The sequence below is a fragment of the Pseudoduganella sp. GW821-FHT05F09 genome, assembly GCF_059419605.1.
Genome location: NZ_JBWKSD010000001.1, coordinates 909,009 through 922,455, shown reverse-complemented (window position 1 = coordinate 922,455; position 13,447 = coordinate 909,009). Strand labels below are relative to the sequence as shown.

At 69.0% G+C, this 13,447-nt stretch carries 13 protein-coding genes; 12 read left to right on the top strand and 1 reads right to left on the bottom strand.

All coding sequences use genetic code 11. The annotated features are described in order from the left end of the window. The 12 genes from AC07S4_RS03890 to AC07S4_RS03835 all read left to right on the top strand — a co-directional run bounded on the left by AC07S4_RS03890 (position 1) and on the right by AC07S4_RS03835 (position 12,053). Positions 1-750: an SDR family oxidoreductase gene (locus AC07S4_RS03890; RefSeq protein WP_494985339.1), complete on the top strand. Its 750-nt coding sequence runs from the start codon at positions 1-3 to the stop codon at positions 748-750. Positions 751-760: 10 nt separating this feature from the next. After that, on the top strand, positions 761-1,618 hold the full coding sequence (locus AC07S4_RS03885; RefSeq protein ID WP_494985338.1) for a citrate synthase family protein: 858 nt from the start codon (positions 761-763) through the stop codon (positions 1,616-1,618). After that, the gene (locus AC07S4_RS03880) at positions 1,615-2,454 is read left to right on the top strand and encodes a citrate synthase family protein (protein ID WP_494985337.1); all 840 of its coding nucleotides are present in this window, start codon (positions 1,615-1,617) and stop codon (positions 2,452-2,454) included. The genes AC07S4_RS03885 and AC07S4_RS03880 overlap by 4 nt, the downstream gene beginning before the upstream one ends. 103 nt (positions 2,455-2,557) lie before the next feature. Further along, positions 2,558-4,696 (top strand): TonB-dependent receptor plug domain-containing protein, encoded by a 2,139-nt coding sequence (locus AC07S4_RS03875; RefSeq protein WP_494985336.1) that lies wholly within the window; start codon positions 2,558-2,560, stop codon positions 4,694-4,696. 109 nt (positions 4,697-4,805) lie between these two features. Continuing rightward, positions 4,806-5,669, top strand: coding sequence for an STAS domain-containing protein (locus tag AC07S4_RS03870; protein WP_494985335.1), 864 nt, complete (start codon positions 4,806-4,808; stop codon positions 5,667-5,669). Positions 5,670-5,676: 7 nt separating this feature from the next. Beyond that, entirely contained in the window at positions 5,677-6,033 is a 357-nt protein-coding gene (locus AC07S4_RS03865) for an STAS domain-containing protein (RefSeq protein WP_494985334.1), read from the top strand. Next, on the top strand, positions 6,030-6,446 hold the full coding sequence (locus tag AC07S4_RS03860; RefSeq protein WP_494985333.1) for an ATP-binding protein: 417 nt from the start codon (positions 6,030-6,032) through the stop codon (positions 6,444-6,446). Before AC07S4_RS03865 ends, AC07S4_RS03860 begins: the two co-directional genes overlap by 4 nt. After that, on the top strand, positions 6,431-7,486 hold the full coding sequence (locus tag AC07S4_RS03855; protein ID WP_494985332.1) for an ATP-binding protein: 1,056 nt from the start codon (positions 6,431-6,433) through the stop codon (positions 7,484-7,486). Before AC07S4_RS03860 ends, AC07S4_RS03855 begins: the two co-directional genes overlap by 16 nt. After that, complete coding sequence (locus AC07S4_RS03850) at positions 7,483-9,264, top strand: ATP-binding protein (RefSeq protein WP_494985331.1); 1,782 nt, start codon at positions 7,483-7,485, stop codon at positions 9,262-9,264. The genes AC07S4_RS03855 and AC07S4_RS03850 overlap by 4 nt, the downstream gene beginning before the upstream one ends. Further along, complete coding sequence (locus AC07S4_RS03845; RefSeq protein WP_494985330.1) at positions 9,261-10,775, top strand: response regulator; 1,515 nt, start codon at positions 9,261-9,263, stop codon at positions 10,773-10,775. Before AC07S4_RS03850 ends, AC07S4_RS03845 begins: the two co-directional genes overlap by 4 nt. 115 nt (positions 10,776-10,890) lie before the next feature. Then, positions 10,891-11,244, top strand: a complete 354-nt coding sequence (locus AC07S4_RS03840) for a hypothetical protein (RefSeq protein ID WP_494985329.1) — start codon at positions 10,891-10,893, stop codon at positions 11,242-11,244. A 20-nt stretch (positions 11,245-11,264) separates the two neighbouring features. Next, positions 11,265-12,053 (top strand): trypsin-like serine peptidase, encoded by a 789-nt coding sequence (locus AC07S4_RS03835; protein ID WP_494985328.1) that lies wholly within the window; start codon positions 11,265-11,267, stop codon positions 12,051-12,053. A gap of 50 nt (positions 12,054-12,103) precedes the next feature. On the opposite strand, the gene AC07S4_RS03830 is transcribed toward AC07S4_RS03835, so the two are convergent. Further along, positions 12,104-13,417, bottom strand: a complete 1,314-nt coding sequence (locus AC07S4_RS03830) for a TonB family protein (protein WP_494985327.1) — start codon at positions 13,415-13,417, stop codon at positions 12,104-12,106. Positions 13,418-13,447 lie beyond the last annotated feature (30 nt).

The window sequence follows — 13,447 nt, the reverse complement described above, 5'->3', positions numbered from 1 at the left end:
ATGCTCAAACTACAGGACAAGGTGGTACTGATTACCGGCGGCAGCAGCGGCATCGGCCTGGCCAGCGCGCAGCTGTTCCAGGCACAGGGCGCGCAGCTCGCCATCACCGGCCGCGATCCGCACAAGCTGGAACAGGCCGGCGCCGCGCTGGGCGGCAAGGCGCTGCTGATACGCAGCGACGCGGGCGGCCTGGCCGCCATCGACAGCGTGATGGCGCAGGTGCGCGAGCGCTACGGCCGCCTGGACGTGCTGTTCATTAATGCCGGCGTGGCCAAGCCCGCGCCCATCGAGCAGACCACCGAAGCGGCCTTCGACGAACAGCTGAACGTCAACCTGAAAGGCGTGTTCTTCACCGTGCAGAAAGCCTTGCCGCTGTTCAGCGCGGGCGGCAGCATCATCGTCACCACGTCGATCGCCAACCAGATGGGCTCGCCCATGTTCAGCATCTACGGCGCCGCCAAGGCGGGCCTGCGCTCGCTGGTGAAGTCGCTGGGGCTGGAACTGGTGGGGCGCGGCATCCGCGTCAACGCCATCAGCCCCGGCCCCATCGCCACGCCCATGTTCGACCGCCTGGGCCTGCCCGCCGACGTGGCCACAGCCAAGAAGCAGGCCATCGCCGAGAAATCGCCCAGCCGCCGCTTCGGCTCGCCCGATGAAGTCGCCAAGGCCGCGCTCTTCCTCGCCTGCGACGATTCGTCCTATATGGTGGGCGACGAGATCGTGGTCGATGGCGGCATGAGCCTGCTGTAAGGAGAACAACATGACAAACAACGCTACCCCTTCGCCCAAAGACCTGATCCACACCGCCATCTGGCAGGAAACGCCGGAAGCGGACAACCCCTTCGCCACGCGCGCCGCCTACTGCCGTGGCTACGACGTGTACGGCGCCATGGCCGGCAACGCGCGCTGGATGGAAATGCTCTGGCTGCTGCTGCGCGCCGAGCTGCCGGCCGGTCCCGAGCTGGACGTGCTGGAAGCGCTGGCCGTGGCGCTGGCCAATCCCGGCCCGCGCGACGCGTCCGTGCACGCCGCCATGTGCGGCGGCGTGGGCGGTTCCACCGCCGCCGCCTCGCTGATGGCCGCGCTGGCCGTGGGCGCCGGCCGCTCCGGCGGCGCGCGCGAAGTGCACGACGCCATGACCATGTGGCAGCGCTGCGGCGCCGACCTGGCCGCCTGGCGCGCCTTCCACGCCGCCAGCGCCAGCGACCCGGTCGACGTCTGGCCGGAACAAAGCCATCTGCCCGGCTTCGATCCGCACGGCGCCGCCACGCCTCTGCCGGTACGCCAGCTGCTCGCCACGCTGGACCGCATGGGCGCCGGCCCCGGCACGGCCTGGCTGCACGCAGGCCTGGACGATGCGCGCGCCGCCGCCGGCCTGCCGCTGGCCATGTGCGGCGTGGCCGCCTGCGTGCTGCACGACCTGGGATTCAGCCCGGACGAAGGCGAAATGCTGTATCTGCTGCTGCGCCTGCCCGGCGCCGCCGCCCACGCGCTGGAACAGAAGGCCGTCGGCTTCAAGCGCTTCCCCTTCTACAAGCTGGAACTCGACCCGGCCGCCACGCCGCCGGTCCCTGTATCGGCCTATGCATCGGCCGCCATTGAAAAGGAAGCAGCATGAGCGCGCAACTACACGAAGTCCTGCAAGGCCCAGAGCTGCTGCAGCACCACGCGGGCCGCCTGCACACCAAGGTAGGGGCAGCCTTCCCCGGCAGCCACGCCGTGTTCCGTGGACAAGACCTGCACCGCGACCTGTGCAGCCTGGAATGGGTGCAGCTGTACGCCTACGGCATCACCGGCCGCCACCTGAGCGCCGGCCAGGCCGAACTGGTGCAAGCCATGTGGACCCACACCTCCTATCCGGACGCCCGCCTGTGGAACAACCGCGTGGCGGCGCTGGCCGGGAATGCGCGCAGCAGCGCCTCGCTGGCCATGGTGGCGGGCATGGCGGTGTCGGAAGCGACCACCTACGGCGGCCAGGCCACCATGCTGTGCATGACGTTCTTGCAGACCGCGCTGCGCCGCGTGCAGGCCGGCGAGCAGCTGGCCGACGTGGTGTGGGAGGAAACCGCGCGCAGCAAGATCTACGGCTTTGGCCGCCCCATCAATTCGCACGACGAGCGCATCCCCTTCATCATGGCGCTGGCAGAACGCCTGGGCCTGCACAACGGCCCCCACCTGGCGCTGGCCTGGCAGGTCGAGCAGGTGCTGCTGAGCCGCTACGCCCAGCTGCAGATGAACTACTCGGGCCTGCACGCGGCCATCATCGCCGACATGGGCATGTCGGTGCGCGAACTGCAGCTGCTGCGCATGCCTATCTTTATAGCAGGCATGGCGCCCTGCGTGGTGGAGGCGGCGGAAAAGCCCGAGCGCGTGCTGTTCGCCACGCCCTGCAACGCCGTCGAGTACAGCGGCCAGGCGCCACGGGCGTGGAAAGCCGCTGAACTGCAAGCTTAAGTAACTTGCAAGCTGCACGCTAGCAACAGTGCGTGCTTTTTTGTCCCATGAGCAAATCGTGCCACGCTACAATGGGCAAAATATCACACTCTGGAGATAGCTCTTGAAGTCTTCCCGCGCATCACGTATCTGGCTGGCAGTCGCTTTGGCGCTGCCCGCCCTGATCGCACAAACCCAGGCCCAGGCACAGACGCAAGGCGGCCCCAGCAGCGAAGAAGACGAACTGACCATGGTCTATGGCGACGCCGACAGCGTCAGCATCGCCACCGGCAATCTGCAGACGCTGCGCCGCGCGCCGGCCGTGGCCTCCGTGGTGACGGCGGCCGACATCGCCGCCATGGGCGCCACCGACCTCGACCATGTACTGGAAACCGTGGCCGGCCTGCATATTTCCCGCAGCCCCAACAGCTATACGCCGCTGTACATCATGCGCGGCGTGTTCAGCCAGTACGCGCCGCAAGTGCTGGTGCTGCAGAACGGCGTGCCCGTCACCACGCTCTACATCGGCAACAAGGGCAATGTCTGGGGCACCTTCCCGGTCGAGCAGATTTCCCGCATCGAGGTGATACGCGGCCCCGGTTCGGCGCTGTACGGTTCGGACGCCTTCTCCGGCGTGATCAACATCATCACCAAGGGTCCGGCCGAAGCGGCCGGCACCGAAGTGGGCGTGCGCTTCGGCTCCTTCCAGTCGCGCGACGCCTGGGTGCAGCACGGCGGCAAGCTCGGCCCCATCGAAATCGCCGCCTATCTGCGCACCGGCACCACCGACGGCCAGCACCGCACCCTGGAAGCGGACGCGCAGACCCGCAACGACACCCTGCTCGGCACCCACGCCAGCCTGGCGCCCGGCGGCGTCAACACCGGCGGCGACGCGCTGGACCTGAACCTGGAAGCCGGCTATGGACAGTGGCGCGCGCGCTTCGGCTACAAGCTGCGCGACCGCCAGGGCAGCGGCGCCGGCATCGCCTCCGCGCTGGACCCGGTGGGCGTGGGGCGCAGCGAACGCATCAACACCAGCCTGGGCTGGGCGGACGCGCAGTTCAGCCGCAACTGGGGCCTGGGCGCCAGCATCAGCACGCAGTCCTACGCGCAGGAACTGGACGGCTACATCCTGCTGCCGCCGGGTACCCGCTTCCCGACCGGGCTGTTCCCGAACGGCATGATAGGCATCCCGGAAACCTGGGAGCGCTCCACCCGGCTCACCGCCTACGCCGACTACAGCGGCTTCGCGGACCACCACGTGCGCGTGGGCATAGGGCACGACGACCTGGACCTGTACCGCACGCGCGAGCGCCGCAATTTCACCTACACCGCCAACGGCACCCCGGTGCCGCTGCCGGGCCTGGCGGACTTCAGCGACAGCAATCCCTTCATGCGCCCGCACAAGCGCCGCATCGACTACCTGTACGCGCAGGACGAATGGCGCCTGGCCACCGACTGGACCCTGACCGCCGGCGTGCGCCACGACCGCTATTCCGACTTTGGCGGCACCACCAATCCGCGCTTCGCGCTGGTGTGGGACGCCACCTTCGACCTGACCGCCAAGCTGCTGTACGGCCGCGCTTTCCGTGCGCCCTCCTTCAACGAGGCCTACAGCCTGGCCAACCCTGTGGCGCGCGGCAACGCCAACCTGAAGCCGGAAACCGACCGCACCCTGGAAGCGGCCTTCTCCTGGCAGGCCCAGGCGGACGCGCAGATCAACCTCACGCTGTACCGCTACGAGATGGGCAACATCATCCGCCTGGTGCCCAACGTGATGGCCGGCACCGGCTCCACCTTCGCCAACCAGGGCGACCAGACCGGCCACGGCATGGAACTGGAAGGCAACTGGAACGTCAACCGCGAACTGCGCCTGGTGGGCAACTACGCCTGGCAGCGTTCGGTGGACGAGGCCACGCAGAAGGACGCCGGCTACGCGCCGCGCCACCATCTGTTTGCCCGCGCGGACTGGCAGTTCGGCGGCAATATCGGCGGCAACTACACGCTGTCGCCGCAGCTGAACTGGGTGGCCGGGCGCCAGCGCGCCACCGGCGACCTGCGCAAGCCCATCGCCGACTACCGCACCTTCGACCTGACGCTGTCGACCCGGCGCGGCAAGAACCAGTGGAACTTCTCGGCCGCCGTGCGCAACATCTTCGACGCCGACGCGCGCGAGCCGACGCTGGCGCCCGGCCTGGCGTTGCCCTTCGACCTGCCGCTGGCCGGACGCGCGTTCTCGGTCCAGGCCAGCTACAAACTGTAAGCCAAACAGCCCGCCGGCGCGGGCTGCACAGCAAATGTCAATTAAATCAAGGATTTGACATATACCTGTTAGACTTGCCCCTCCTTAATATCATTTCTTCGGAGTAAGCATGGGCAAGCAAACCACAGGCTATCTCGCCAACATCCTCGCCAAGAGCCAGGATGCCATCTTGGACGGCTGGCTTGCGGGCATGCTGTCCCGCACGGTGCGGCGCGACCGGGCCGCCGAAAGCGAAACGCGGCAGCAAGCCGTGCGCCTGCTGCCGCTGCTGATCAGGGCGACCGAGGCCGGCGCCAGTTACGACATCGACGGCCCCACCTGGGCCGACGTGCGCGCCCTGCTGGCTGAAATCTCCTCCAGCCGCGCCCGCCAGGGCTACAGCCCCAGCGAGACCGCCACCTTTGTGTTCGCGCTCAAGGAGCCGCTGTTTGCCTTCCTGCGTGAGGAACTGGTGCACGACGGCGCCGCCCTGGCCGGCGAGCTGGTGGACACCGGCACCCTGTTCGACCGCCTGGGCCTGTTTACCATCGAGGAATACCAGCGCAGCCGCGAAGGCGTGATCCTGCGCCAGCAGCAGGAGCTGCTGGAGCTGTCCACCCCGGTGGTGCAGCTGTGGCGCGACGTGCTGGCGCTGCCGCTGATCGGCACGCTCGACAGCGCCCGCACCCAGGTGGTGATGGAAAACCTGCTGCAGAAGATCATCGAGACCGGCGCCTCCATCGCCATCATCGACATTACCGGCGTCCCTACCGTGGACACCCTGGTGGCCCAGCATTTGCTCAAGACCGTGGCCGCTGCGCGCCTGATGGGGGCCGACTGCATCATCAGCGGCATCCGCCCGCAGATCGCGCAAACCATCGTCCACCTGGGCGTAAACCTGGAGGACGTGACCACCAAGGCCACGCTGGCCGACGCCTTCCTGACCGCCATGAAGCGCCTGGGCGCCTCGGTGGTCTACAAGCAGGCAGCCTGAGCCCGGTATGGATCGCATCCCCATCCTGAAAATGGGCCAGCTGCTGCTGGTCACCATCCAGGTCGACATGCACGACCGCCTGGCCATGACCTTGCAGGACGACCTCACCTCGCGCATCGTGCAGGACCGCGCGCGCGGCGTGCTGATCGACATTTCCACGCTCGACATCGTGGACTCCTTCATCGGCCGCATGATCAGCAACACCGCCGCCATGGCGCGCGTGCTGGACGCGCACACGGTGCTGGTCGGCATGCAGCCGGCGGTGGCCATCACGCTGGTTGAGCTGGGCTTGAAACTGGACGGCGTGCAGACCGCCCTGAATGTGGAAAAAGGCGTGCAGCTGCTCCAGCGCCAGATCGCATGATCGCCGCCGCTTCCGGCGCGCTGGTGATACCGCTGCGGTCGGACGAGGATGTGGTACGCCTGCGCCAGCAGGTGCGCGAGCGGCTGGTGGCGCTCGGCTTCAGCCTGATCGAACAAACCAAGATGGTGACGGCGGCCAGCGAACTGGCGCGCAACACCCTGCGCTACGGCGGCGGCGGCGAGGCGCATCTGCTGTTGATGAGCGAGGGCATGCGCAAGGGCCTGCAGCTGCGCTTCACCGACGACGGCCCCGGCATCGCCGACGTGGGCCTGGCCCTGACGGACGGCTACACCACCGGCGGCGGCATGGGCCTGGGCCTGTCCGGCGCCAAACGCTTGACCGACGATTTCGATCTCATCACGGCGCCCGGCGCCGGCACCACCGTAAGCATCACCAAATGGAAACCATTCTGAATCCCCGTCAACTGCGCTGCCCGGTCACCGACGCCAGCCAAGTCGCCGCCGCACGGCGCGTGGCCGCCCTGCTGGCCGCGCAACAGGGATTTAACACCACCCGCGCCGGCGAGCTGGCCATCGTCGTCAGCGAGGCGGCCAGCAACATCCTGAAGCACGCCGGGCACGGCGAAATCCTGCTGCGCCCGCTACACGCCGGCAGCGACGCCGGCATCGAAGTGCTGGCGCTGGACAGCGGCCCCGGCATGAGCAGCCTGCTGGCCAGCATGCAGGACGGGCGGACCACCGCCGGCACCTACGGCGTGGGCCTGGGCGCCATGCGGCGCCTGTCGAGCGGCTTCGACGCCTACACCGCGCCGGGCCAGGGCACCGTGCTCTACCTGTGCCTGTGGCGCGACGCGCAGCCGGCGCCGGGCCAGCCCGGCCTGCCTCCCGAGCACGGCATGGCGCTGGACGCGGGCGTGGTGTGCCTGCCGATGGACGGCGAAACCGAATGCGGCGACGGCTGGGCGCTGGCCTGCGGCGCCACCGGCGCCACCGTGGTGGTGGCCGACGGCCTGGGCCACGGCCCGCTGGCGGCGGACGCCTCGCGCCTGGCGGCGCAAACCGTGCTGGCCCATCCGGAGCAGAGCGCGGCGGCACTGCTGGAGAACGCGCACCAGGCCCTGCGCGGCACGCGCGGCGCGGCGGTGGCCGTGGTGCGCATCGACATGCTGGCCGGCGCGCTGCGCATGGCCGGCGTGGGCAACATCGCCTGCCACGTGTGGAGCGCCGGCGTGCGCCGGCAGATGGTGTCGCACAACGGCATTGTCGGCAGCAATATGCGCAAGGTGCAGGAATTCGCCGCGCAATGGGGCGAGGACGGCATGCTGCTGCTGCACAGCGACGGCCTCGGCTCGCGCTGGAACCTGGACGACTACCCGGGCTTGGTGTCGCGCCACCCGGCCGTCATCGCCGCCGTGCTGTACCGCGATTTCTCGCGCCGCCGCGACGACGTCACCGTGTTGGTGCTGCGCGACCGCCAGGCGGGCCTGCCGTGAGCCAGCGCATCCTCAAGCTGGCCATCCACGCCGAAGTGGACGTGGTGGCCTCGCGCCAGCGCGCGCGCCAGATCGCGGCGCTGTGCGGCTTCAACGGCCAGGACCAGACCCGGGTCGCCACTGCCGTCTCCGAGCTGACGCGCAACGTCTACAACTACGCCGGCAGCGGCCGGGTCGAGTTCAGCTTGGAAGGCGACACCGCGCCGCAGTCGCTGGCGATACGCATCGAAGACCGCGGCCCCGGCATTGCCGACCTGGAGGCAGTGCTGGCGGGCCGCTACCGCTCCAGCACCGGCATGGGTGTCGGCCTGCTGGGCGCGCGCCGCCTGATGGACCAGTGCGACATCGAGACCGGCCCCGGCAAAGGCACCGCCATCGTGCTGAAAAAGCTGCTGCCGCAGGACGCGCCGCTGCTCACCGCAGCAGGTGTGGGCGCGCTCGGTTCGCAGCTGCACGCGTTGCCGCCGGACGTGGCGCTGTCCGAGATGCAGCAGCAAAACAAGGAGCTGCTCACCACGCTGGCCGAACTGAAGGTGCGCCAGCAGGAGCTGGTGCAGCTGACGCGGGAGCTGGAGGACACCAACCGCGGCGTGCTGGCGCTGTACGCCGAGCTGGACCAGCAGGCCGAGCACCTGCGCAGCGCCGACGAGATGAAGACCCGCTTCCTGGCCAATATGAGCCACGAGTTCCGCACCCCGCTCAGCTCCATCCGCGCCCTGTCCAAGCTGCTGCTCGACGGCGTCGACGGCGAACTGGGCGTGGAGCAGGAAAAGCAGGTCGGCTACATCCTGACGGGTGCCGAATCGCTCACCGAGCTGGTCGACGACCTGCTGGACCTGGCCAAGATCGAAGCGGGCAAGGTCGACATCCGCGCCGAGACCTTCGACGTGGCCGACACCTTCAGCGCCCTGCGCGGCATGCTGCGCCCGCTGCTGCTGAGCCCGCGCGTGGAGCTGCTGTTCGAGCTGCCGGCCGCGCCGCTGCTGATGTTCAGCGACGAGGCCAAGCTGTCGCAAATCCTGCGCAACTTCATCTCCAACGCGCTCAAGTTCACCGAGGCGGGCCAGGTGCGCGTGTCGGCCGAGCTGCTGGCCGACGGCGCCGCCGTACGCTTCGCAGTACAGGACACCGGCATCGGCATCGCGCCCGAGCACCAGGACATCGTGTTCGAGGAGTTCAGCCAGGTGCCCAGCCATATGCAGCGCAGCGCCAAGGGCACCGGCCTGGGCCTGCCGCTGTGCCGCAAGCTGGCCGCCCTGCTGGGCGGCCGGGTCGGCCTGGACAGCACGCCCGGCGCCGGCTCGACCTTCCACGCCACGCTGCCGTGCCAGCTGCACGAGCATGCCCCCATCCCTGCCCCTGCCCCGCTCGCGCCCGCCACGGCGGCCGACGGCGGCGGCATCCCGGTGCTGGTGATCGAGGACGACCGCACCGCCATGCTGCTGTACCGCAGTTTCTTCCGCGACACCCCCTTCCGCCCGGTGTGCGCGCGCAGCCTGTGGGAGGCCGAACAGGCGTGGAACACCGAAGCGCCGGCCGCCGTCATCCTCGACCTCTATCTGAACGGCAACGACACCTGGCGCTGGCTGACCCAGACCAAGAACGACGAACGGCGCCGCCAGGTGCCGCTCATTGTCGCCTCCGAAGTGGCGGACCGGCAGAAGGCTTACGCGCTGGGCGCGGACGCGTATTTCGTCAAGCCGGTGCCGCGCGCCGAACTGCTGGCGCAGCTGTACGCGCTGTGCCCGGCCGCCACCAAACCACGCGAGCCCCTATGACAGTGCAAGACCTGATACTCAATGTGGACGACACCGAGGCCGCGCGCTACGCCAAGTCGCGCATCCTGCTGCGCGCAGGCTTCCAGGTAATCGAGGCGGCCAGCGGCGCCGAGGCGCTGGCCAAGGCCGCCAGCGAGGGGCCGGCCCTGGTGCTGCTCGACACCAAGCTGCCCGACATCAGCGGCTTCGACGTCTGCCGCCAGTTGAAACGCGACCCGGCCACGGCCATGGTGCTGGTGCTGCAGACCTCGGCTTCCTACGTGGCCTCGCCGGACCGCGTGCGCGCGCTCGACAGCGGCGCCGACAACTACCTGTTCGAGCCGATCGAACCCGAAGAGCTGGTGGCCAATGTGCGCGCGCTGCTGCGCCTGGCCAAGGCCGAGCGCGAGCTGCGCGAAATGAACCGCCGCAAGGACGAGTTCCTGGCCGTGCTGGCGCACGAGCTGCGCAATCCGCTGGGGCCGATCCGCAACGCGGTCGAGCAGCTACGCAACCTGGACCCCAACCCGCCCCGCCAGCAGGAGGACGCGCGCCAGATGATCGTGCGCCAGACCGACCACATGGTGCGGCTGGTGGACGACCTGCTGGACGTGTCGCGCATTTCGCAGGGCAAGATCACGCTGCGCGTGGCGCCGGTCGAGCTGTGCGAACTGCTGCGCTCGGTGCTCGACAGCGTGGACGACGCCAGCACCAAGCGCCGGCACCAGATCACCGTCACCCTGCCGGAGCAGCCGCTGTGGGCGGCCGGCGATACGGTGCGCCTGGCCCAGATCGCGGGCAACCTGCTCAACAACGCGGTGAAGTTCACGCCGCTGGGCGGCGCCATCACCGCCAGCCTGGCGCGCGACGGCGCGCAGGCCGTGCTGCGCATCGCCGACAACGGCATCGGCATCCCGGCCGCGCAGATCGACAGCATCTTCAATATGTTTTCGCAGGCCGGCCACTCGCCGGACCGGGTGCAGGACGGGCTGGGCATCGGCCTGTCCCTGGTCAAGACCCTGGTCGACCTGCACGGCGGCGCCATCTCAGCCAGCAGCGCGGGCGCCGGCCAGGGCAGCTGCTTCGAGGTGCGCCTGCCGCTGACGGACGCGCCGGACGCGCCCGGCGCAGCGCAGGCCGCCCCCGAACCGGCGCCGCCGGCCAGGCGCCGCGTGCTGGTGGTGGACGACAGCGTCGATTCGGCCGAGATGGTGGCCGCGCTGCTGGAGTTCGCCGGCCACGAGGTGCGCGTGGCGCACAGCGGCGCGGCCGCCATTGCGCAGGCGCTGGCCTTCCGTCCCCACATCGTCTTCCTCGACATCGGCCTGCCCGACATGAGCGGCACCGAGGCCGCCAGCGCCATGCGCAAGCTGCCCGAGCTGGCCGGCATCCGCCTGGTGGCGCTGAGCGGCTACGGCCAGGACCGCGACCGCGCCGACGCCATCGCCGCCGGCTTCGACCGCCACCTGACCAAGCCGGCCATGTTCGAGGCGCTGACCGCCGCCGTCAACGAAGCCGGCGAAGCCAGCTAAAGTCTGACCTGCATCAATACGGCGGCTGAAACCGCATTGCAAATCGCGCCACAAGTCATACGCTGAACTTTAGCAAGCGGGGCCGGCCTGCCCGCTTCACCTAAAGGAGGCGACTATGTCTATCAACTCACCATCCCACGCCGCGCTGGCCGCCCTGTTCATGGCGGGCTCGGCCTTCGCAGCACCGCAGGAACCCACCACCAGCATCAAGCGCGACGCCGACACGCAGCGCGCCGCGGCCGAGCCGACCTACCAGACGCGCGAGGAGCGGCTCAGCGCCAAGCCGCTGGACTGGAACGTGACCAAGGGCAAACCCAAACGCCAGTCGCAGACGGCGGCGGAGAAAAAGGCGCTTGCCGGCGCCAAGCCCGAGATGTCCGAAGGCGGCGCGCCCGACCCCAAGGCGGACGAGGAAGCGCGCCGCCTGCATCCGGACGACTGGAAGGCGGCAGACCAAAAACAACGCTAAGCACGGCAGGGAGATCTGAAATGGACAAGCACACAAACAAGAAGGCGCTGGCCGTGCCGGCGGCATGGGCGGTATTGGCAACGTGCGGCGCGCTGGGCTTCGCCGGCCCGGCGGGCGCCACGGTTGATATCTTTACGCAGTACCAGGAAACCAGCAACGCCAATACCCCGCGCGCGATCGGCAAGCTGTTCACCAGCGCGGGCACCTGCTCGGCGTCCGTCATCAGCGGCAACAACATCATCGTGACGGCGGCGCACTGCTGCTACGACCGCTCGCGCAACAACTGGATAGGCGGCTGGTCCTTCGCGCCGGCCTACAACAGCGGCAACGCGCCGTTCGGCATGTTCACCTGGTCGCAGGCGCGCGTGCTCAACAGCTGGATCAACAACGGCGACGTGGCGTCCGACGTCTGCCTGATCGCGCTGCAGAACGACTCGGCCGGGCGCGGCGTGACCTTTTACACGGGATGGCTGGGGCGGTCGTGGAATTACGGAAGCGTGCTCAGCCAGCATGCGCTGGGCTATCCGGGCAATCTGGGCGGCGGCAATACGCTGCAGGCCTGCGCGTCCGAGAGCTTCAGTCCCAGCGGCAGCTGCGGCGGCACCTCGGTGCTCAACACCGGCTGCTCGATGACGTTCGGCTCCAGCGGCGGGCCATGGCTGCGCGACTACCGGGGCGGCAATCATGTGGACTCGGTGGTGCACGGCTACGACAGCGCCAGCTGCACCGGCACCTTCGGCCAGACCTTCAACGGCGCGCGCTTCACCAGCGGCAATATCGCCACGCTGTGCACGGCGCAGGGGTGCTGAGCGGCGGCGCTTGGCGGGTTACGGCGCGTTGCGCCTAACCCGCCAGCCTGCTACTTCTTGCTGCTGACGCTACCCAGCTTCGCGCGCCACTGCTCGGCGGCCGCCACATCCACAGGCCGGCCCAGCTCGCCGCGCTCCGACGCCTTCACCAGTCGCTGCACAGCCGGCGGATAGCCGCGCTGCGCGGCCAGCTCGTACAATCGCAGCGCCTCGGCCTCGTCCTTGCGTATGCCGTTGCCCTGCTCCATCAAGCCGGCCAGCGCAAACTGCGCCGCCATATAGCTCTGCGCGGCGGCCTTGCGGAACCATTCCGCAGCGGCCACCGGATCCGCTTCAACGCCCTTGCCCTCGGCATAAGCATTGCCCAGCAAATACTGCACAACCGGCGAGCCTTTTGCGGCCGCCTTCTCCAGCAGCGGCAAGGCTTCCGCCTGGTCGCGCGGCGACTGCGAACGCAGCAGCTCCGTGGCCAGTCCCTGCAGTGCCGACGGCTCGCCCAGTTCCGCGCCCCGGCGCAGCATGCGCAGCGCTTCGTCCGGGTCGCGCGCCACACCCACGCCGCCAAAGTACATGGAAGCCAGGCCGGTGTACGCGATCGGCAAGCCCGCATCGGCCGCCTTGCGCACCCAGGCATAGGCCTGCTCCGGATCCCGGTCCACGCCCTTGCCCGTCATATACTGCCCACCCACCGCCATCATCGCCATCGCATGGCCCTGCTCGGCGGCTTTCAGCAGCAAGGGATGCGCCAGCGCCACGCCCGCCTCGCCGCCCTTGCCGCTCAGGTAGTAGCCGCCCAACATGAACTGCGCCTCGGCAAAGCCGGTCTCGGCGGCACGCTTCAGCCACGCCATGGCCTGCGCGTCGTCGTGCTTCACGCCCTTGCCGGTGCGGATAAGTTCCGCCACCTTGAACTGCGCCTGCGGATCGCCGCCCTCGGCCGCCGCCAGCGCCTCGGCGAACGCCGCCTGCAAGGCAGGATCCTTCTCGGGCTGGTCCAGCGTCCACTTGTATTGCATCTGCATCCACGCGGCCTGGGGCTTGCCGTCCACGGTGCCGGGCTTGAATAGGCATTTGGCGATGCCGAAGCGCGCCGCCTCGTCCAGCAGCGGATAACCGCTGCTCTTGGTCACCTTGGATTCCACCACGCTACCGTCTTCGCCGATCTTGAACGCCATCGTGACGGTGCCTTGCTGCTCCCGCCGCAGCGCCTCCTGCGGCCACGCCGGCTTGTCGCACTTGCTGAAGTCGGCAACGGCGCGCGTGGCCTTGGCCGGCGCAGCCGCAGTGTCGGCGCAGGCCGCGCCATGCAGGGCGGAGATGGCCATGGTCAGCGCCGCAGCTTGCTTCAGTCGTGCCCTATCCATGGTCCCGCTCCGCCAGTTAGCAAAAAATCC